This window comes from Roseicyclus amphidinii, from assembly GCF_030163755.1.
In the GTDB taxonomy this organism is placed as follows: domain Bacteria; phylum Pseudomonadota; class Alphaproteobacteria; order Rhodobacterales; family Rhodobacteraceae; genus Roseicyclus; species Roseicyclus amphidinii.
Genome location: NZ_JASJOE010000042.1, coordinates 1 through 20217, shown reverse-complemented (window position 1 = coordinate 20217; position 20217 = coordinate 1). Strand labels below are relative to the sequence as shown.

At 68.8% G+C, this 20217-nt stretch carries 22 protein-coding genes and 1 tRNA gene; 5 read left to right on the top strand and 18 right to left on the bottom strand.

Translation table 11 applies throughout. The annotated features are described in order from the left end of the window. Nucleotides 1-17 precede the first annotated feature (17 nt). The 4 genes from pstA to QQK83_RS13675 all read right to left on the bottom strand — a co-directional run bounded on the left by pstA (nt 18) and on the right by QQK83_RS13675 (nt 5217). The gene (gene pstA / locus QQK83_RS13690) at nt 18-1364 is read right to left on the bottom strand and encodes a phosphate ABC transporter permease PstA (RefSeq protein ID WP_284265105.1); all 1347 of its coding nucleotides are present in this window, start codon (nt 1362-1364) and stop codon (nt 18-20) included. Next, nucleotides 1361-2821: a phosphate ABC transporter permease subunit PstC gene (pstC, locus tag QQK83_RS13685; RefSeq protein ID WP_284265104.1), complete on the bottom strand. Its 1461-nt coding sequence runs from the start codon at nt 2819-2821 to the stop codon at nt 1361-1363. Before pstC ends, pstA begins: the two co-directional genes overlap by 4 nt. A 94-nt stretch (nt 2822-2915) precedes the next feature. Next, a complete protein-coding gene (locus QQK83_RS13680; protein WP_284265102.1) occupies nt 2916-3956 on the bottom strand; it encodes a substrate-binding domain-containing protein in 1041 nt (346 codons plus the stop codon). Between the two features lie 178 nt (nt 3957-4134). Further along, nucleotides 4135-5217: a sensor histidine kinase gene (locus QQK83_RS13675; RefSeq protein WP_284265100.1), complete on the bottom strand. Its 1083-nt coding sequence runs from the start codon at nt 5215-5217 to the stop codon at nt 4135-4137. 257 nt (nt 5218-5474) lie between these two features. On the opposite strand from QQK83_RS13675, the gene QQK83_RS13670 reads away from it, so the two are divergent. After that, nucleotides 5475-5891, top strand: a complete 417-nt coding sequence (locus tag QQK83_RS13670) for a hypothetical protein (RefSeq protein ID WP_284265098.1) — start codon at nt 5475-5477, stop codon at nt 5889-5891. A gap of 13 nt (nt 5892-5904) precedes the next feature. Here the strand turns inward: QQK83_RS13670 and QQK83_RS13665 are convergent, their stop codons facing one another. The 9 genes from QQK83_RS13665 to QQK83_RS13625 all read right to left on the bottom strand — a co-directional run bounded on the left by QQK83_RS13665 (nt 5905) and on the right by QQK83_RS13625 (nt 14044). After that, nucleotides 5905-7092 carry a trans-sulfuration enzyme family protein gene (locus QQK83_RS13665; protein WP_284265096.1) on the bottom strand — a complete coding sequence of 396 codons (1188 nt, stop codon included), beginning with the start codon at nt 7090-7092 and terminating at the stop codon, nt 5905-5907. Between the two features lie 112 nt (nt 7093-7204). After that, the gene (locus QQK83_RS13660; protein ID WP_284265094.1) at nt 7205-8473 is read right to left on the bottom strand and encodes a glutamate-5-semialdehyde dehydrogenase; all 1269 of its coding nucleotides are present in this window, start codon (nt 8471-8473) and stop codon (nt 7205-7207) included. Between the two features lie 63 nt (nt 8474-8536). Continuing rightward, the gene (locus QQK83_RS13655) at nt 8537-9070 is read right to left on the bottom strand and encodes an antibiotic biosynthesis monooxygenase family protein (RefSeq protein ID WP_284265092.1); all 534 of its coding nucleotides are present in this window, start codon (nt 9068-9070) and stop codon (nt 8537-8539) included. 4 nt (nt 9071-9074) lie between these two features. After that, nucleotides 9075-10205, bottom strand: coding sequence for a glutamate 5-kinase (gene proB / locus QQK83_RS13650; protein WP_284265090.1), 1131 nt, complete (start codon nt 10203-10205; stop codon nt 9075-9077). Continuing rightward, nucleotides 10193-11230: a GTPase ObgE gene (gene obgE / locus QQK83_RS13645; protein ID WP_284265088.1), complete on the bottom strand. Its 1038-nt coding sequence runs from the start codon at nt 11228-11230 to the stop codon at nt 10193-10195. The genes proB and obgE overlap by 13 nt, the downstream gene beginning before the upstream one ends. A gap of 112 nt (nt 11231-11342) precedes the next feature. Further along, nucleotides 11343-11888, bottom strand: coding sequence for a GNAT family N-acetyltransferase (locus QQK83_RS13640; RefSeq protein ID WP_284265086.1), 546 nt, complete (start codon nt 11886-11888; stop codon nt 11343-11345). 145 nt (nt 11889-12033) lie between these two features. Beyond that, complete coding sequence (gene rpmA / locus QQK83_RS13635) at nt 12034-12303, bottom strand: 50S ribosomal protein L27 (RefSeq protein ID WP_284265084.1); 270 nt, start codon at nt 12301-12303, stop codon at nt 12034-12036. Between the two features lie 12 nt (nt 12304-12315). After that, a complete protein-coding gene (locus tag QQK83_RS13630; protein ID WP_284265083.1) occupies nt 12316-12954 on the bottom strand; it encodes a 50S ribosomal protein L21 in 639 nt (212 codons plus the stop codon). A gap of 187 nt (nt 12955-13141) precedes the next feature. Continuing rightward, entirely contained in the window at nt 13142-14044 is a 903-nt protein-coding gene (locus QQK83_RS13625; protein ID WP_284265081.1) for a DUF2059 domain-containing protein, read from the bottom strand. Between the two features lie 177 nt (nt 14045-14221). Between QQK83_RS13625 and QQK83_RS13620 the strand changes: the two genes are divergently transcribed. Both QQK83_RS13620 and QQK83_RS13615 read left to right on the top strand, forming a co-directional pair. After that, a tRNA-Ser gene (locus QQK83_RS13620) sits at nt 14222-14311 on the top strand. 197 nt (nt 14312-14508) lie between these two features. Beyond that, complete coding sequence (locus QQK83_RS13615; RefSeq protein ID WP_284265080.1) at nt 14509-14934, top strand: c-type cytochrome; 426 nt, start codon at nt 14509-14511, stop codon at nt 14932-14934. Between the two features lie 111 nt (nt 14935-15045). Here the strand turns inward: QQK83_RS13615 and QQK83_RS13610 are convergent, their stop codons facing one another. Beyond that, on the bottom strand, nt 15046-15489 hold the full coding sequence (locus QQK83_RS13610) for a DMT family transporter (protein ID WP_284265079.1): 444 nt from the start codon (nt 15487-15489) through the stop codon (nt 15046-15048). A 17-nt stretch (nt 15490-15506) separates the two neighbouring features. Next, entirely contained in the window at nt 15507-16190 is a 684-nt protein-coding gene (locus tag QQK83_RS13605) for a hypothetical protein (protein WP_284265077.1), read from the bottom strand. Nucleotides 16191-16342: 152 nt separating this feature from the next. On the opposite strand from QQK83_RS13605, the gene QQK83_RS13600 reads away from it, so the two are divergent. Continuing rightward, complete coding sequence (locus QQK83_RS13600; protein WP_284265075.1) at nt 16343-16711, top strand: c-type cytochrome; 369 nt, start codon at nt 16343-16345, stop codon at nt 16709-16711. 36 nt (nt 16712-16747) lie between these two features. On the opposite strand, the gene QQK83_RS13595 is transcribed toward QQK83_RS13600, so the two are convergent. From QQK83_RS13595 to rplM, 3 genes are all read right to left on the bottom strand, one after another. Beyond that, on the bottom strand, nt 16748-18577 hold the full coding sequence (locus QQK83_RS13595; RefSeq protein WP_284265073.1) for an ABC-F family ATP-binding cassette domain-containing protein: 1830 nt from the start codon (nt 18575-18577) through the stop codon (nt 16748-16750). Nucleotides 18578-18864: 287 nt separating this feature from the next. Further along, nucleotides 18865-19362 (bottom strand): 30S ribosomal protein S9, encoded by a 498-nt coding sequence (gene rpsI / locus QQK83_RS13590; protein ID WP_284265071.1) that lies wholly within the window; start codon nt 19360-19362, stop codon nt 18865-18867. Nucleotides 19363-19365: 3 nt separating this feature from the next. Next, nucleotides 19366-19827 (bottom strand): 50S ribosomal protein L13, encoded by a 462-nt coding sequence (gene rplM, locus QQK83_RS13585; RefSeq protein ID WP_284265069.1) that lies wholly within the window; start codon nt 19825-19827, stop codon nt 19366-19368. A gap of 207 nt (nt 19828-20034) precedes the next feature. On the opposite strand from rplM, the gene QQK83_RS13580 reads away from it, so the two are divergent. Then, nucleotides 20035-20217: hypothetical protein (locus QQK83_RS13580; RefSeq protein ID WP_284265067.1), on the top strand; the 183-nt coding region annotated here is incomplete at its 3' end.

Sequence of the window (20217 nt, the reverse complement as noted above, 5' to 3'; positions counted from 1 at the left end):
TATCCTCCATGACGGTCCTACCAGCGCCGTTCGAAGCGACGGCGGAGCATGATCGCCACCGCATTCATGAAAACCAGGAACACGAGCAGGACGATGATCGCCCCCGAGGCGCGTTCCACAAAGGCAGGGTCCGAGCGCTGAGTCCAGTTGTAGACCTGCACCGGCAGGGCCGAGGCGGGATCGAACAGGCCGTCCAGCGGGGCCGCGGGGTATTCGCGGACGAAGGCCACCATCCCGATCAGCAGCAGCGGCGCGGTTTCCCCCAGCGCCTGCGCCAGGCCGATGATCGTGCCGGTCAGGATGCCGGGGGCGGCCAGCGGCAGGACATGGTGAAAGACCGCCTGCATCTTGGAGGCGCCGACGCCAAGGGCCGCCTCGCGGATCGAGGGGGGCACGGCGCGCAAGGACGCCCGCGTGGCGATGATGATCGTCGGCAAGGTCATCAGCGTCAGCACGAGCCCGCCCACGATGGGCGCCGATTGCGGCAGGCCCGCGAAGTTGATGAAGATCGCAAGGCCGAGGATGCCGAAGACGATGGAGGGCACGGCGGCCAGGTTCGAGATGTTCACCTCGATGATGTCGGTCAGCCGGTTCTTCGGCGCAAATTCCTCGAGGTAGATCGAGGCCGCGACCCCGATGGGCAGCGCCAGTGCCAGCACCACGAGCATCATGTAGAACGACCCGATGATCGCCACGCCGAGGCCGGCCGCTTCCGGGCGCTGGCCCGAGGCGTCGGGCGCGGTGATGAAGTTCCAGTTGAACCGCGTCTCCATCGCGCCCGCATCCGCCAGCGCCTGCGCCAGCACCAGCTGGCCCGGCGTCACGTTGTTGTCGCGCTCGGCGCTTGCCATCGTGACGCGGCCCTTGAAATAGCCGTCGATCCGCCCGTTCACCAGCATCTCGAGGGTCACGGTCTGGCCCACGAGATCGGGGTTCGCCAGCACCATGGCGCGCAGTTGCGCCGGGGCCTCGCCCGAGATCATCGCGGCCATTTCCTGCGGGCTCAGGTCATGCTCGATGCCCATCGCGTCCACATGCTCGATGAAGGCCATCGCCATCACCGGCAGGTAACCGAAGGTGGTGACCGCGGCTATTTCCTCGGGGTTGCGGTTGCCCTGCGGATCGAGCCGCGCCTCGGCCAGTTCGACCGGGAAGGTGACATAGGTCTGCCGGAAGGACGACAGCCCGTTCGACAGGATCGAGATCAGCAGCATGATCAGCGCAAGGATGCCGATCACCACGGCCGCCAGCCCGTAGGCGCGAAAGCGGGCCTCGGCGCGGTTGCGGCGCTTGGTGCGGGCGTCCTCGGCGAAAAGGGAACGCGCGGGCGTCCTGGGCGCGCTGCCTGCGGTCGCGTCGGTCATTCGTACTGCTCCCGGTATTTGCGCACGATGTAGAGCGCGAGAACGTTCAGCCCCAGCGTGAGGACAAAGAGGGTCAGCCCCAGCGCAAAGGCGACCAGCGCCTCGGGGCTGGAGAAATCGGTGTCGCCGGTCAGCTGGCCGACGATCTTGACGGTGACGGTCGTCATCGCCTCGAACGGGTTGAGCGACAGCGCGGCCGCGGCCCCTGCCCCCAGCACCACGATCATCGTCTCGCCGATGGCGCGGCTGGCGGCCAGCAGGACCGCGCCCACGATACCCGGCAGGGCCGCGGGCAGGATCACCTGCCGCACGGTTTCAGACTGCGTCGCGCCCAGCCCGTAGGAGCCGTCGCGCAAGCTCTGCGGCACCGCGTTGATGATGTCGTCCGACAGCGACGAGACGAAGGGGATAAGCATGATGCCCATCACCACCCCGGCCGTCATCACAGACGACGACGAAGAGCCAAGCCCCAGCGGCGCGGCGAAGTAATCGCGCAGCAGCGGGCCGACCGTGATCAGCGCGAACAGGCCGTAGACGATGGTCGGGATGCCGGCGAGGATCTCGAGCAGCGGCTTGGCGACCGCGCGCATCCGCTTGCCTGCGTATTCCGCCATGTAGATCGCCGCGAACAACCCGATGGGCACCGAAACCAGCAGCGCGATCACCGACACATAGAGCGTGCCCCAGAGCAGCGGGATCAGGCCAAGGTCCGAGCCGCCCTCGAAACTGGGCCGCCATTCGAGGCCGAAGAAGAACTCGCGCCAGGGGTAGAGCTCGAAGAAGTTGAAGGTCTCGAACAGCATCGAGAAGACGATGCCGACCGTGGTCAGGATGGCGATGGTCGAGGCCAGCATCAGGATGGCGAGGATCGCCACCTCGACCGCGTTGCGGGCGCGGAACTCGCGGTTGGTGCGGATGTAGCCATAAGCCAGCCCGAGCGCGGCGAGGGCCAGGACCGCGACCGTCATCATCAGGTTGCCGCTGCGTTTCAGCCCGCGATAGCTTTGCGCGGCGGCCAGCACCTCGGAGGACACCTCGCCGCCGAGCGCGACGCCGATCTCGCCCAGCCGGGCGCGTACATCGGTCAGTTCGGTGCGCATGCCGCGTGCCTGTTCGGGCGTCAGCGCCCCCGCCGCGATGGCGGTATCAAGACCGTCTGCCACCCGCCGCACGTCCGACATCACGAGGCTGCGGCTCCCGGCCTCTTCGATGGCGGCCTCGGGGATCATGCCGGTGACGCGGCTTTCGATGACCATGGGCTGAATGATCAGCCAGACCGCCATCACCAGAAGCGCGGGCACGACGGACAGGATAAGAACGTTGGTGCCGTAGTAGTTCGGCAACGAATGCAGGATGCGGGCATCCCCCCCGGCGCTGGCGACGGCGCGCTGGCGGCCCAGAACGAAGCCCGCGGCGCCCAGCAACAGGACGATCACGATGATCCAGAGTAGCGGCATGAGGGGTGTCCCGTGAAACATGCGCCGGGCAAGGCCCGGCTGATGGTGTGCAGGGGGCGCGCCGAACGCGCCCCCCACGTAGGTCGTCAGACGATCACATGTCGCCCATGAGAACTTCGTTCTCGATCACGGCCTGGGTCTCGGCCAGTTCCGGGTCGGCCACGAGGCCGTAGGCCGCCAGCGGGCCGAAGGGGCCTGCGATGTCGTCGGAGACGAAGAAGGACGCGTATTCCTTCAGGCCGGGGATGACGCCGATGTGCGCTGCCTTGATGTAGAAGAACAGCGGACGCGACACCGGGTACTCGCCCGAGGCGATGTTGGCGACGGTCGGCTCGACGCCGGCCATGGTCGCAACCTGCAGACGGTCGGTGTTGTTCTCGTAGAACGCCAGGCCGAACACGCCGATGCCCTCGGGGTTGGCGGTGATGCGCGCCAGCGTCTCGGTGTAGTCGCCGTCGATGTCGGTCGACACGCCGTCGGCGCGGATTTCCATGCAGGCCTCTTCGGCTGCATCTTCATCCATGCCCATTTCCATCATGGCGGCCATGGCGCCCGAGTCTTCGCAACCCTGCAGGATCACGTTCTCGTCGAACACTTCGCGCGTGCCGTGACGGGTGCCGGGGATGTAGGCGGCGATGGTCTGCGCGGGCAGGTCGGCGCGGACCTGGTCCCAGGTGGTGTTCGGGTTGGCGACCATTTCGCCGTCGACGGGCAGGTTGGCGGCCAGCGCGAGATACCAGTCCGACTGGGTGAACTCGAAGGACGGGCCGTTGATATCGGAGGCGAAGACGATGCCGTCATAGCCGAAGCGCACTTCGATGATGTCGGTCACGCCGTTGGCTGCGCAGGTCTCGATTTCCGAGGAGCGGATCGAGCGCGACGAGTTGGCGATGTCGATGGTGTTCTCGCCGACGCCTTCGCAGAAGCGACGCAGGCCGGTCGAGGAGCCGCCCGATTCAACGACGGGGGTCGGGAAGTCGAAGTTCTCGCCGAAGGCTTCGGCGACGATCGAGGCGTAGGGCAGAACGGTCGACGACCCTGCGACCTGCACGTTGTCGCGGCTCTGTGCGACGGCGGCCGTGGCGGAGACGGCGGCAACGGCCAGCACGGAGACGGAAAGTTTTGCGAGCGACATGAAATGCTCTCCTGGTGTGTGTTCAGACATCCCGGATGCGCCGGTTGACCCATCCTTGGGACGCCGCCTACCGGCCCTGCGCCACGCTTTTGTGACAGGTATGTAACAGTTTCATGACAGCGACCGCCCGGCGGCCTTCGAACCGGCTATCGGCCTCGGCGTCATGCGCGCCAAAACCCTATTCCGGCGGCAGAATGACCGAGAAAACACTGCCTTGGCCGGGATGCGACTCGATCCTCAGCCTCCCGCGGTGGCGGTTCACGATATGCTTCACGATCGCCAGCCCCAGCCCCGTGCCGCCCATCGCGCGGCTGCGATGGGTGTCGACACGGTAGAATCGTTCGGTCAGGCGAGGGATATGTAACGGATCGATTCCATCGCCCCGGTCCACCACATCCACCCGCAGCACCGGTCCCTTCAGGCTGCCCGCGCCCTCTTCCCAGCCCAGCCGCAGCGTGACAGGCCGTCCCTCGCCGCCATATTTCAGGGCGTTCTCGGTCAAATTCAGAAAGACCTGCATCAGCTGGTCGCGGTCGCCGCGCAAGCGGAACCCCTGCCCTTCGTTGCCCATCAGCAGCGCCGGCGCGGCCGGCCGCGTCTCGAGCGTCAGGGCGCTGTTCTGGTCTTCGGCGCCGGGTCTCAGCGCCGCGATCACCCCCTCCAGCACCGCGCGCAGATCGACATCGCCCGACGGGCGCTGCCGCTCCTGCGATTCGACCCGGCTGAGCGACAGCAGGTCCGATACAAGCCGGTTCATCCGCCGCGCCTCGGCCTCCATGATGCCGAGGAACCGGTCGCGCGCGGCGACATCCTCGCGGGCGGGGCCGCGCAGGGTCTCGATGAAGCCCAGAACGGCGGTCAGCGGCGTGCGCAGCTCGTGGCTGACATTGGCGACGAAGTCGCGGCGCATCTCCTCGGCCTCGCGCAGGTGGGTGATGTCGGTGAAATGCAGCAAAAGCGCGCGTTGCCCCCGCGGACCCGCCGCGCCCACCGGCGTGATCAGGACGCGGAACTGCGTCGCACCGGTCTGGTCGGCGACCTGCATCCGCGCATCGCCCGCAGCCCCGCCCGCCTGAACCGCCTCGATCCGGCCGAGCAGCGCCGGCTGGCGCAGAACCGTGGCGTAGCTGCGCCCCTCGATCCAGTCCCCGAAGAGCGCCCGCGCGGCAGCATTACTGCCGTCCACCTGCCCTTGGGAGGACAGGTGCAGCATCGGTTCGGGAACCGAGGCCATGAACTCGACCAGTTGCGTATCGCTCACGGTGGTGTCCCCCCGACCGAGGCCGATCCGGCAAGGCCGGACCACGTCTCCCGTCGCATAGCCGCATTCCGCGCCGCTTGGCAACTGCGGGAAATTTGATGGAAATGCAAAGGTTGCCTTTGCGAAGATCGACAAAGCAATGTAGGTTTTCCCATGTCAGCGCGCGGGCAGCGCGGTGACGCACGCGATGCATGCCATGGTGCAAGCCATTGCCGTGCCGCGGAAATTCAGCACACTGCCCGCAAATGGTGCCGAGCATGGACGGAAGAGACCGGCGCCGTCTGGCAACGAATGACGGGGCCAAGCCGACCGACAGTTCCGCGCAGCGCGTGCTTGCCATCGCGCTGACCGTCGAGGTCGTGCTGGCGCTGCCGCGCCATGTCGTGTCGCCCCGCTCCTATATCCGCAGCGTGCCCTTCGAGGAGGTGACGGACGAGATCCTGAGCGGGGACAAGGCCCCTGCCCTCGTGCTCTCGCCGCTTCTGACGCCCGCCTTCGACGCGCTCGACCTTGCGCGGCTTCTGACGCAATGCGGCTACCGGGGGCGGTATCTGGCGCTGGTCGACAGACTGCCGAGCGCCAATTTGATCCGCCGCGAGGTGGAGGCGCAATCCCCCACCCTGAATTTCGACGTGATCGTGCTGGACGGCTCGACGCCGCTCCACTCGCTCTGAGCGGTCGGACCGCTCAGACCGCGGCCAGCCCGGCCTCGAGATCGGCCATGAGGATCGCCACATCCTCGATCCCCACCGACATGCGGAAGAACCCGTCGCTGATCCCCAGCGCCGCGCGGCCCTCGGGCGTCAGCCCCCGATGCGAGGAAGACGCCGGGTGGCTGAGGGTGGTGCCGACATCGCCCAGCGTCGGGGCAAAGGCCATCTCGGGCATCGCCTGCACCATGCGGTTGGCCGCGGCCTCGTCGCCATGGATCGCGAAGCTCAACATGTTGCCGTCGCGCCCGCCCAGAAGCGCCTGCGCGCGGGCGTGGTCGGGGTGATCGGCCCGGCCGGGGTACAGCACCTTGGCCACCTTGGGTTGACCCGCCAGCCAGTCGGCCAGCGCGCGGGCGTTCGCCTCGGCCCGGTCGAAGCGCAGCGGAAAGGTCATCAGCCCGCGCTCGGCCAGCCAGCATTCATAGGGGCTGGGCGTGAGGCCCGTGGTCACGGCGAAATCGTAGATCGCCTTGGCGTCCGCGGGGTCTTTTGCCGCGACATAGCCCAGCGTCACGTCGGAATGCCCCGCGAGCAGCTTGGTCACCGAATGGATGACGATATCCGCCCCATGATCGAAGGGCCGGTAGCCGATCGGCGTGGTGAAGGTGTTGTCGACCGCAAGCCGCACGCCGGCCTCCGCCGCCACGGCGGCGATGCCCTCCATGTCGGCCACGCGCAGCGTGGGGTTCGAGACGACCTCGACGAGGATCATCTTGGTCTCGGGCCGGATCGCAGCGCGGAGCGCCGCGGGGTCGGTCGGGTCCACAACCGTGGTGGCGATGCCGAAGCGTGCGAGGTCCTGGTGCATCAGGCGCAGCGACCGGCCATAGAGCTGGTCGGCGCCGATGATATGGTCCCCCGCCCCCATCAGCCCCATGATCGCGGCGGTGACCGCCGACATGCCCGAGCCGGTGACGAGGCCCCCGGTCGCACCCTCCAGCATGTCGATCTTCTGCGCCAGCAGCGTGGCGTTCGGATGCCCTTCGCGGGCATAGGTGTAGCCCTGTGCGCGGCCCTCGTATTGCGCGTGGAGCGTGTCGATGTCGGGCGAGGCATAGACGACCGAAGGCTGGATCGGGCTGACCACGGGGCGGCTCACGCCCTCGTTCAGGGGCATCCGGCGCACCAGCGTGGCGGGGCGGTCATTGCGGCGGTCTGTCATCGGTCTGCCTTTCTGCTCGACATGAAGAACGACGCGCAAACGATTGGCGTCGCGGTGAAAATCCCTTGAAAGGGATTTGCAAGGGCCTTGCAAGGCCCTTGGGTGCCCGGTGTCACGGTCGCGTGGTTCCGTCACCCGTCACGAGGTATTTGAACGAGGTCAGCTGTTCCGCGCCGACCGGGCCGCGGGCGTGCATCTTGCCCGTGGCGATCCCGATCTCGGCCCCCATCCCGAACTCGCCCCCATCGGCGAACTGGGTCGAGGCGTTGCGCATCAGGATGGCTGAATCGAGCCGCTGGAAGAAGCGCGCGGCCGCCGCGTCATCCTCGGTGAGGATGCTTTCGGTGTGGCTGGAGCCATACCGCCGGATATGGGCGATGGCCGCGTCGATGTCATCGACCACGCGGGCGGCGATGATCATGTCGAGGAACTCGCGGCCCCAATCCTCCGCGCTGGCGGGGACCACGCCCGGAATGCCCTGCAGGCTTTCGTCGCCCCGCACCTCGACGCCCGCGTCGATCAGGGCGCGCAGGACGCCCTGCCCGATGGTGTCGGCCACGTCGCGGTGGATCAGCAGGCATTCCGCGGCCCCGCAGATGCCGGTGCGCCGCGTCTTGGCGTTCAGCACGACCTTAAGCGCCTTTTCCGGGTCGGCGGCGGCGTCGATGTAGACATGGCAGATCCCCTCGAGATGGGCGAAGACCGGCACCCGCGCCTCGGCCTGCACGAGGCCCACCAGCCCCTTGCCGCCGCGCGGCACGATCACGTCGACGAATTCCGTCATGCCCAGCAGCGCCTTGACCGCGGCGCGGTCGCGCGTGGGCACCAGCTGCACCGCATCTTGCGGCAGGCCCGCTTCGGCCAGCCCGGCGCGCAGGCAGTCCACCAGAAGCCCCGAGGAATGAAAGCTTTCAGACCCGCCGCGCAGGATCACCGCGTTGCCCGATTTCAGGCAGAGCGCGCCCGCATCCGCGGTCACGTTGGGGCGGCTTTCGTAGATCACGCCCACGACGCCAAGGGGCGTGCGCACGCGGGCTATGTGCAGCCCGTTGGGCCGGTCCCATTCCGCCATGACGGCGCCCACCGGGTCGTCCTGCGCCGCCACCGCGCGCAGCCCCGCGGTGATGCCCGCGATCCGGGCAGCGTCGAGCTTGAGCCGGTCGAGCATGGCGGGCGACAGGCCCTTGTCGCGGCCGAACGCCATGTCCTTCTCGTTGGCCGCCAGGATCTCGGCCTGCCTTGCCTCGACGGCGCGGGCCGCCGCTTCCAGTGCTGCGCGCTTTGCCTCGGGCGGGGCGAAGGCCAGCTCGGCGGCGGCCTCCTTCGCGCGGCGGCCGAGCGTTTCCATCAGGGCGGGAATGTCTTGCGTCATCTCGTTCATGGCGGACCTCGGGCCTTTGTCACCGGCAGGATAGGCGTATTTGGGGAAAGATGAAGGGGGCGGTCAGCGCGGCGGGGCCTCGGCGCGCTCGGTCAGGGTGTAGTCGCGGTCGACGCGGAAGAGGCGGAGCCGGTCCGCGCCCGCGCCACGGGCCTCCGCGGTCATGTCGCGGGCGGTTTCGGCATCTTGCGGGACTGCAAGGGTCAGGAACTTGCCGGGATTGGTCACGCTTTCATGCGCCCGCCCGCCGGGCAGCTCGAGCGGGGTCGGGCCATAGGCCGCGAGCAGGAGGCGCGCCGCGCCCTCGGGGCCGGCCAGCTCGAGGCCGACGCGGATGCGGTAGCCGTCGAAATGGATCGTGCGGCCGGCCGACTGGCTGGCGCGATGGGTGGCCTCCCCCCGCCAGGCGGCGATGGCGGCCTCGTCCTGCCACAGCTGGTGCGACAGCAGCGCCTCGGCGTCGTCGAGCGGCCGGTAGCGTTCGAGAAACAGCAGCCCGCGGTGCCGCGCCAGTACGGGTTTCAGCCGGTCCACATGGGCGAAATACTCCGCCATGTGGCCGGGTTTCGGTTTCACCTCGAAGAAGAGCCCATGCATCGGATCACACCGCCATGTCGTCACGATGAACCAGCGCCGCGCGGCCGGGATAGCCGAGGATCGCCGCGATCTCGTCGCTGCGATGGCCCGCGATGGCCCGCGCCTCGGCCGCGGTGTAGCGGCTGAGGCCGAGGCCGAGATGCGTGCCTTCGGGCCCTTCCAGCACCACCGGGTCGCCCCGGTCGAAGCTGCCCGTAACGGCGGTGACGCCCGCGGGCAAAAGCGACTTGCCCCGCCCCATCGCCGCCACCGCGCCCGCATCCAGCCGCAGGGTGCCCTTGGGCTTCATCGCCGAGATCCAGCGCTTGCGCGCCGTCTGCGGGTCGAGCGTGGCGGTGAACCAGGTCGCGCGCGCGCCCTCCATCAGCGCCGAAAGCGGGCGCAGCAGCGAGCCTTCGGTGATCGCCATGGCGCAGCCCGCCGCCGTGGCGGTGCGCGCGGCCATGACCTTGGTCTTCATCCCGCCCTTCGACAGGCCCGTGCCCGCATCGCCCGCCATCGCCTCGATCTCGGGGGTGATCGCGTCGACCACCGGCAGGTGGCGCGCGTCGGCATCCTCGCGCGGGTTGGCGGTATAAAGCCCGTCGATGTCGGAGAGCAGGATGCAGGTTTCCGCCGCGGCCATGACGGCGACATTGGCGGCCAGCCGGTCGTTGTCGCCGTAGCGGATCTCGTCGGTGGCGATGGTGTCGTTCTCGTTGACGATGGGCACGACGCCACGCGCGAGCAGTGCGGCCATGGTGGCCCGCGTGTTCAGGTAGCGCCGCCGGTCGGCGCTGTCATCCAGCGTCAGCAGGATCTGCGCGGTGACGATGCCGTGGGGGGCCAGCGCCTCCTCGTAGGCGCGGGCGAGGCGGATCTGGCCGACGGCGGCCGCCGCCTGCGCCTCGTCCAGCGACAAGGCCCCCTGCCCCAGCGCCAGCACGCCGCGCCCCAGCGCGATGGAGCCGGAGGAGACGAGGATCACGTCCATTCCCCGCGCCTTCAGCATCGCCACGTCAAGCGCCAGCGCGCGCAGCCATTCGGCGCGCAGCGCGCCGCTGTCGCGGTCGACCAGCAGCGCCGAGCCGATCTTGACGACCAGCCGCGCCGTTCCGGCGAGATCCGGGGCTCTCGTCTCGGTCAGGGCCGCCACGGGTCCGGCTCCTCGCGGCCCTCGCGCATCCTGAGGCGGTCCGCGTCGATCTGGGCGCGCAGGGCGCGCAACACCTCGATCAGGCCGGTGCGGGCGACGCCCGACATGACCATGACCGGCCCGCCCGAGGCTTCCTCGAGGGCCGCGCGCGCCTCGGCGATCTCCTCGTCGGTCAGGGCGTCGATCTTGTTCAGCGCGGTGATGCGGGGTTTGTCGGCAAGCTCCTGCGCGTAGGCCTCCAGCTCCCCGATGATGGTCTCGTAATCGCCGACCACATCCTCGGAGGTGCCATCCACGAGATGCAGCAACACCGCGCAGCGTTCGACATGGCCAAGGAACAGGTCACCCAGGCCGCGGCCCTCATGCGCACCCTCGATCAGGCCGGGGATGTCGGCCACGACGAATTCCACGTTGTCCACGCCCACGACGCCCAGGTTCGGGTGCAGCGTGGTGAAGGGATAATCCGCGATCTTCGGCCGCGCGTTCGAGGTGGCGGCCAGAAAGGTCGACTTGCCCGCGTTGGGCAGGCCCAGAAGACCCACGTCGGCGATCAGCTTCAGCCGCAGCCACAGCGTGCGCTCCACCCCCTCCTGTCCGGGGTTGGCGCGGCGCGGCGCCTGGTTGGTCGAGGTCTTGAAATGCAAGTTGCCCCAGCCGCCGTTGCCCCCCTTGGCGAGCAGCACGCGCTGGCCCACCTCGGTCAGGTCGGCGATCACCGTCTCTTCGTCCTCGTCGAGAATCTCGGTCCCCGCGGGCACGCGCAGCACGATGTCGTCGCCATCCTTGCCCGAGCGCTGCCGGCCCATGCCCGGTTGGCCGTTCCTGGCGAAGAAATGCTGCTGGTAGCGGAAGTCGATCAGCGTGTTCAGCCCGTCCACGGCCTCGGCCCAGACATCGCCGCCGCGCCCGCCGTCGCCGCCGTCGGGGCCGCCGTATTCGACGAATTTCTCGCGGCGGAAGGACACGCAGCCGCCGCCCCCACCGCCCGAGCGGATATAGACCTTGGCCAGATCGAGGAATTTCACGGGCTCACCCGGCGGGCCGGTTCACCCGGCCTCGCCCCTTTTGCTTGTTGCACATCAATCCTGCGGGGGATCGGGGGCGCGAACCCCCGGCTCCGACGACAGCCTTACGCGGTCAGGCCAGCCGTTTCAAATAGGTCCATGTCGCAACCTTCGCGTTGCGCGCCACGGAAAAGGCCTCGGCATCGCCGAGGTAATCGAAACCCGCGTTGGTCAGCACCCGCGCCGATCCGGGGTTGTCCTGGAAGACGCTGGCGAAGATCGTCTGGTTGCCCAGCGGGTTGGCCTGCACCAGCGCGCGCACCGCCTCGGAGGCGAAGCCGGTGTTCCACATCGCGGGCGCGACCCAATAGGCGACCTCGGACTGGCCGCGGTCCAGCGCCTTCAGCCCGATCACCCCCATCAGCTCGGCCCCGCCCATCTCCGAGGCATCCATCGCCCAGACCGTTTCGGGGTGGTCGGGGCGCATCACCTGCGCCACGTAGCTCTCGGCAGCACCCGGCGGATAGGGATGCGGCAAGGTCGTCGTCATCTCCGCGACGCGGCGATCCGCCGCATAATGCCCGATCAGCCCGGCATCCGACCGGCGCAGCGGGCGCAGCAGCATGCGCGGCGCTTCGATCAGGGCTTGAGCCACGGGGGCGATGATGTCCTGCTTCATGGTCGATCCCTCCTCCGGACCGATGACCTCGAGCCACCTCTGGGTGGAAGTGGGGCAACCCCGCCTGTCGCACAAGAGGGTTACAGAAACGCGAAGGGGCCGGACGATCCGCCGGCCCCTCACTTACATGCCCGTGGGAACGGCGTTATTCCGCGGCCTCGGCCTCCGGCTGCACCGAGATGAAGGTGCGGCCCTTGAAGCCCTTCGCAAAGCTCACCTTGCCTTCGACAACGGCGAAGATCGTGTGATCTTTACCAAGGCCGACGCCGGCACCGGGATGCCACTTGGTGCCGCGCTGGCGCGCGATGATGTTGCCGGGAACGACGGCTTCGCCGCCGAACTTCTTGATGCCGAGACGGCGGCCGGCGCTGTCGCGTCCGTTGCGGGAGCTACCACCTGCTTTTTTATGTGCCATGTGTCTGTCTCCTTAGCCTTGGGCCAGCGTCTTGGCCTGTTCGACCCAACCTTCGCGTTCGATGCGGCCCTTGAAGGACAGCTTCTCGTCGAACTCGGCGATGTCTTCCGGGCCCCATGCGGCGATCTGCGCGAAACTGGTCACGCCCGCCTCGAGGAGCTTCTTTTCCAGCGCCGGGCCGACGCCCGACAGCTGCTTGAGGTCATCCGCGCCTGCGGCGGCTGCGGCCTTGGGGGCGGCCTTTGCCTTGGGGGCTGCGGCTTTCGCGGCCGGCGCTGCCGCAGCGGCGGGAGCGGAACCCGCGCCGACAGCTGCCTTCACGCCCGACGCCTCTGCGCCCGAGGCCAGGATGTCGGTGATGCGCACCAGCGTCAGCTGCTGGCGGTGACCCTTCTTGCGCTGCGACGAGTGCTTGCGGCGGCGCTTGACGTAATGGATCAGCTTCTCGCCCTTGATCTGGTCGATCACGGTGGCCTGAACCGCCGCGCCGGTGATCATCGGGCTGCCCACGCTGGGGGTGTCCCCGCCGAGCATCAGAATCTCGTTGAACTGGACGGTTTCACCCGCCTCGGCGGCCAGCTTCTCAACGCGCAGAACGTCACCCGACTGCACCTTGTACTGCTTGCCGCCCGTCTTCAGGACTGCGAACATGCGTCTTTCCTTCGTATCCCGCGCCCTGCGGCCCCTGCGATTGCAGGCGTTTCGGGGGTCTATCCCCGCCTTCGAGCTGCGCGCCCCGCTGGGGGCGTTCGTTCCAACAAACCAAAAGCCGCCCAGCACGGGCGGCAATGGAAGCCGCCGTATGCCGCCTTACGGCGCTTCTGTCAAGCGCGGCGGCTCAGGTCTCCTCGCCCGCGATGAAGGTCGCGGCCGCCTTGCCCAACTGGTAGCTCACATCGTCGAACAGCACGTCGAAGGCCTGGAACAGAACGGCGTTCAGAACCTGCCCCGCCTCGGTCTCGGACATCTCGACATAACGCGCCATCTCGGCATCGCTCAGCCCTTCGTAGGCAAGCACCTGGTAGCCGAAGAGCCACTCGGTCGTCTCCCGCCGGATCTCGGCCTCCTGCCCCCAGACCTCGGCCAGCATCAGCTCCTGGGGGATCTCGGTCTCGAAGGCCCCGCCATCCGACAGGCCGCGGTAAAAGGCGAAATTCGAGTTGAGCGCCCCCGCCACGTTGCGCTCGACGAAATCATTGGCCACCGAGAAGGCGCGCAGAAGCTCCATCCGCTCGGTCCCCTCGGCCGCCTGCTGGCGCGCCAGCGCGCGCGCGGCCTCCTCGACGCCGGGATCGAGCAGCGCCTGCCGCCCCTCCACTTCGCCCCGCGCGATGCGCTGGCCCAGCGGGCTGTCGTAGAAGTCCTGCAACTCGGCCACGATCTCGGGCGTCATCCGCTCCACCGGAACGCCATCCTCGAAGCGTGCGATCATGCGGTCGGTGGCGTAGATGCCCGCCACCACGGCCCGCCACGCCCCGCCGCCCTGCCCCGGAAACATGTCATCCTCGATGCCGGTGGCGGCCTCCAGCCCTTCGGACGACATCACGCCGAGGATCTCGTAGACCCCCATCGCCTCGAACACGGCCTGAAGCTCCGGAGCTTCCTGTGCCAACCGTGTGCCGGACGGGGCCAGCTGCGCCTCGCCCGCGGACTGGGCCAGGGCCGGGACTGGCACGACAACGGGACCGGCCGCCAGCGGGGCCAGCAGGAACGGCAGGGCGAGAATCGAACGGGACGGCATGCTCACTCCGGTCAGCTTGGGGTCACTTTCCCACAGATGGCGTGCCCCCGCCGCGATTTCCACCACCCGCGCGGGGGCCTGTCCATTTCGTGATCTGCATTTTCCCCCGAGATCCCCCCTTGCGCCCCCCGGTCAGGGCCGTTAAACGCCCGGCCTACTGACCCTGACCCAAAGCGCGGAGAGGTGCCGGAGTGGTCGAACGGGGCGGTCTCGAAAACCGTTGTGGGTGCAAGCCCACCCAGGGTTCGAATCCCTGTCTCTCCGCCACTTTCCCCCGATCAAGCCATCAGCTTTGCCGGGAGCGTAAAGCCCCTCGTAGCGCACACCGCGAAGGCGTCGCGCGCCGGGTGCTTCCCCATGACACATGCTGAAACTTGAATACGTGGCCTAAGCCTTCCCTTGGCAGTGGTGTCGTGCCCGTGACCGCATGCCGTGACGGCTCTTCACAACAGAGGAGAGAACAGGTGAAGACACGAATTCCATCGGTGCTCGCAGCGATGCTGCTGGCTGGTCCGGCGCTGGCGCAAGGCGATGCCGCGGCCGGTGAGGCCGCCTTCCGTCAATGCGTGGCCTGCCACGTGGTCGCCACCCCCGATGGCGACGTGCTGGCCGGGCGTGCCGGACGCACGGGGCCCAATCTTTACGGCATCAGCGGCCGCACAGCCGGCGCGGTGGACGGGTTCCGCTACTCGCCGGGGCTTGTGGCGCTGAACGAGGCGGGCGTCGTCTGGGACGAGGCCTCCTTCGTGGCCTATGTGCAGGACCCTACGGGATTTGCCCGCGAAGCCGGCGGCGACAACGGCCTGCGCAGCTCGATGTCCTTCCGGGTCCGCTCCGAACAGGACGCCCTCGATCTCTACGCCTATATCACCAGCCTGTCGGACGGCTGAGGACGGCGAGACGCCCCGGCCGCCCCCGACGCCGTGACACGCGGCACTGCGAGCGGCCCGCGCCGTCCCCTCGGGGGCGGCGTTTTCCGATGCGCCCCTGCCGCGGTCCCCCTACCCCCGGCCCGCGAATTGCGTCAGCGCGACCCCCAGCGCCATCACGGCGATCCCCGCCAGCCGCATCGGCGAGACCTCGGCCACCCGCGCCCCGAACAGCCCGAAATGGTCGATGACCGCCGCCGAGATCAGCTGCCCCAGCAGCACGAAGAACACCGCGTTGCCGACCCCGAAGCTGGGCGCGACATAGGTCACCGACAGCACGTAGAAGGCCACGAACAAGCCGCCCAGGAACAGGTGCCCCGGCTGCCCCGCCATCCGCGCGAAGGCCCCCGTTCCGGTCATCAGCACCACCGCGCCCGTGGCGCAGAACGCCACCATGAACAGCACCAGCGCCGCCGCCGCCGGGCTGCCGATATTGGCCCCGAGCCGCGCGTTCAACGCCGCCAGAACGGGGATGCCCACCCCGGAAAGAACCATCACGACAGCCTGGTATCCCATCGGCGTAGCTTCCTTTGTCACGAACAGATCCCCTGCGGCACGATGCCGTCCCAGGGCAGGAACACCTCGACCGCATCCGCGCGGTCCCGCCAGGGCGTGACCGGCATCGCCTGCCCGATCAGCGCCTCCAGCCGCCCGGTCCGCGCCCCCTCGGGGTCCAGCGCCCGGCAACACACGTATTCCTCCACCAGCGAGGCCTGCGCCTCGTAACCATGGTCAAGGAACCGCACCCCGCCCTCCCCGTCGAAGAGATAGGGGTCCTCCAGAACGGCATGCTCACGGGCGGCCCGCAGCGGGTGATAGCCCGTCACGTCCCGGTTCTGCCACTGCCAGACATGCGTCATCTCATGGGCGAAGAACATCGCCGCGTAAAGATGCCGTCGCCCGTCCGCCATCACCGTGTAATCGGGCACCATCATGTCGGGCCGCACATGCAGCGTGTTGAACAGGACCATCCCACCGACCCGCCCCTCGACCACCGGACCCTCGGGCGGCGGCACGACCCGCTCGCGGCAGGTGACCGGCGGCCGCGCCGGGTGGCGCAGGGTGATCAGCCCGATCACCGGGTTGGCCACGATCCGCGCCGCTGCAGCGTCGAACCCGTCACCCTGCAGATCGGCCATGTAGGCCCGCTCCGCCTCGGTCAGCGGACGGCCACAGGCCGACAGGCCGAGGCACAGCAGAAGCACGATCGCGCGCATGCCCCGACGATAGGCGCGCCTGCGCCGGGGGTGCAACGGGTTTGACACCGATCAAGGCAGGCGCCCCCCACCCGGCGCACCCTGCCCGTAAAGGACGACACGGAGGAGAGACAGCGATGCACAGGATCATCGCCTTGGCCGCCACCGCAGTCATGACCCTCACGACCCTGCCCGCCGAGGCGCAGAACGCCGAGGCCGGCCGCCTGCTCTACCGCGATTTCTGCGCCGCCTGCCATGGCGCGACGGGGCGCGGCGATGGCGTGATGGGGCCCGTCCTGACCCTGCCGCCCGCCGATCTGACCCGGCTCGCCGCGGACGGTGCCTTTCCCGTGCTGCGCACCGCCGAACAGATCGACGGCCGCCGCCCGATGGCCGCCCATGGCGGCGACATGCCGATCTTCGGGCGCTGGTTCGAAGGCGACGGGCCCGATGTCGCCCTGCCCGGCCCCGGCGGCCAACCGGTCCTGATGAGCCGACCGGTCGCGGACCTGGTCACCTACCTGCAATCCATCCAGTCCTGACGCAGACCGCGCAGGCTCCGCCCAGCGACCGCACGGCTATCCCGCGGCCTTGTCCTCGAGCGTCAGCCACTCTTCCTCGGCCGCCTCAAGCCGTGCCTGCCGCTCGGCCAGGGCCTCGGTCGCCTTGGCGAATTTCACCGGCTCCCGCGTGAACAACTCCGCATCCGACAAAAGATCGGCCAGCTTGCCGATCTCCGCCTCCAGCCGCGCGATCACCTCGGGCAGCTCCTTCAGCCGATGCGCCTCGGTGAAACTCAGCCCCGATTTAGCCTGAGCCGCCTTCGGCTTGGCGTCCGACGCCGGTTTCGCCTTCTTCGCGGCCGCCGGTGCCGCCGGTGCCGCCTCGGGGGCCACGCGCGGCCCGCGTTGCGCCTGCATGTCCGACCAGCCCCCGGCATAGGCGACGGCCCGCCCGCCGGGCTCCAGCGCCACGGTCACGCTGGCCACCCGGTCGATGAAATCCCGGTCATGGCTGACCAGAAGCACCGTGCCCGGATACTCGCCCAGCAGATCCTGCAGCAGGTCGAGCGTCTCGATATCCAGATCGTTGGTCGGCTCGTCCAGCACCAGCAGGTTCGACTGCCGCGCCATGATCCGCGCCAGCAACAGCCGCGCCTTCTCGCCCCCCGACAAGGAGCGCACCGGCGCGCGCGCCTGCCGCTCGTCGAACAGGAACTCCTTGAGATAGCCCACCACGTGCCGCGGCTGGCCGCGCACAAGCACCTGGTCCGACCGGCCCGAGACGCGGGCGGCGGGGTCCTCGGTCAGGCTCTCCCATAGCGTCGCCTCGGGGTCGAGCTGCGCGCGCGCCTGGTCGAAGACCGCCATCTCGATCCCGGTGCCAAGCGTCACGCTCCCCTCGTCGGGGGCCAGCTGACCGGTCAACATGTTGAGAAGCGTGGTCTTTCCCGCCCCGTTGGGCCCGACGAAAGCCACCCGGTCACCGCGCAGCACGCGCAGGTCGAAGGGTTGCAGGATCACCCGCTCGCCGAACCGCTTGGCGATGCCCCGCGCCTCGATCACCCGCTTGCCCGATTGCTGGCCCGCCTCCAGCGCCATCTCGGCGGCACCCTGCCGCCGGATCATCGAGGACCGCTCCTCGCGCAGCGCCTGCAGCGCGCGCACCCGGCCCTGGTTGCGCTTGCGCCGCGCGCTGATCCCCTCGACGGCCCAGCGGGCCTCGGCCTTGATCTTGCGATCGAGCTTGTGGCGCGCCTGGTCCTCTTCCTCCCAGGTCTTGTCGCGCCAGGCCTCGAACGCGTCGAAGCCGCGCTCCTGCCGCCGCACCACGCCACGATCCAGCCACATCGTCCCCCGCGCCAGCGCCGTCAGAAAGGCGCGGTCATGGCTGATCAACAGAAAGGCCGCCCGCGTCGCAGACAACTCCCGCTCCAGCCATCCGATCGCCTCGATGTCGAGATGGTTCGTGGGCTCGTCCAGCAGCATCAACTCGGGGGCTTCCGCCAACAGCCGCGCCAGCGCCGCGCGCCGCCTCTCCCCGCCCGAGGCGCGGGTCGGATCGGCGGCAAGGTCCAGCTTCAGCCCCTCCGCCGCCGCCTCCACCCGCCATCCCTCGACCGCACCAAGACGCGCCACCGCGAAATCCCCCAGCGTGGCGAAACCGCTGAAATCCGGGTCCTGCTCCATGTAGCCCACGCGCACACCCTCGGGCGTCACGACGGCACCGGTGTCGGGCGCGACAAGGCCCGCCATCACCTTCATCAACGTGGATTTGCCCGAGCCGTTGCGCCCCACCAGCGCCAGCCGGTCGCCCTCCTGCACCACGAGCGAGAGGTCGGAAAACACCGGCTCGCCCCCGAAGGTCAACGAGATGTCGGTCAGCTGGAGAAGGGGTGCGCGCGCCATGCCCGCCAGCTAGACCCAGCCACAGCGCCCGTCAAGCAGCCCGTCACACGGTCCTCCGGGCGACCCGGCCCACCCCTTCACCTTTCTCCAAATACGGCCGTCCCACCCCTGCCCCGAGCGGCACGCCCGAGGACCGGGCGCCGCCCCCGCCAAGGGCACAGCCGCGCCGCGCCAGCGGCGCCCCCCTCCTGCGGATTTCGCACCGAAATCCGCCGCCGCCCGCACACGCAAACGGGCCGCCCCAAGGGGACGGCCCGCCATGCATGCACCAAGGGGGATCCGTCGGATCAGCGCTTGGAGAACTGGAAGCTCTTGCGCGCCTTGGCGCGGCCGAACTTCTTGCGCTCCACCACGCGGCTGTCGCGGGTCAGGAAACCTGCCGCCTTCAGCGCGCCGCGCAGGCTCGGCTCGTAAAGCTGCAGCGCCTTCGAGATGCCGTGCTTGACCGCACCGGCCTGGCCCGACAGGCCACCGCCCTTGACGGTCGCCATCACGTCGAACTCGCCCTCGACGCCGGCCACGGTGAAGGGCTGGCGCAGGATCATCTGCAGCACGGGACGCGCGAAATAGGCGGACATGTCCTTGCCGTTCACGACGACCTTGCCGGAGCCCGGCTTGATCCAGACGCGGGCGACCGCGTCCTTGCGCTTGCCGGTCGCATAGGACCGGCCGAGCGCGTCGCGCACGGGGGCACGGGGGGTATCGTCGAAGGACAGGGGCGCGGCGGTCTCGCTCGCGTCCACGGCACCTTTCAGCTCATCGAGCGAGGTCAGGGTCTCGGCCATGGGTTACGCGCTCCGGGTGTTCTTGGGGTTCATCGACTTGACGTCGAGAACGGTGGGGTTCTGGGCCGAATGCGGATGCTCGGCTCCCGCGTAGACACGCAGGTTGGTCATCTGCTGGCGCGACAGGCGGTTGCCCGGCAGCATGCGCTTGACGGCCTGCATGACGACGCGCTCGGGGTGGTCGCCCTCGAGGATCTGGCCGGTCGTGCGCGACTTGATGCCGCCCGGGAACCCGGTGTGCCAGTAGTTCGGCTTGTTGCGCTTGTTGCCCGTCACCTGCACCTTGTCGGCGTTGATGACGATGACATTGTCGCCCATGTCCATGGAGGGCGTGAAGGACGGCTTGTGCTTGCCACGCAGCCGCATGGCGACGATCGAGGCGAGACGGCCGAGAACGACGCCCTCGGCGTCGATCACGATCCACTCCTTCTCGATATCCGCCGGAGTCGCGGTGAAGGTCTTCATGTGTTCTTCCTTTCGGGCGTGCATCCGGGCTCGGACCCACGCAGAATGTCCAGCGCGGGGCCTCCCCCACGAAGATGGCGGTATGTCGCGGATTGCCCTTGCAAAGTCAAGCGTCATGAATTCTGATTTGTAACGGTAAAACAAGGGGTTGCAATTGCGGTATCATTTTACCCCACGGTTTTCGCGGTACTCCGGCACGGGGCGGTCATGACCGGCGCGGTCGAGGTCGCCGTCGCGGCGCTGCTCTGGCTGGCGCTGGCGCTCTGGGGCGGGCGCATCCTGCGGCATGCCATGCTCACCCGTGAGGCCGCGGCGGGCCTGCCGCGCAACACGCCCACGCGCCTTGCGCGGCGCATGCCATGGGCGGGCCTTGCGGCCTGGCTGGCGCTG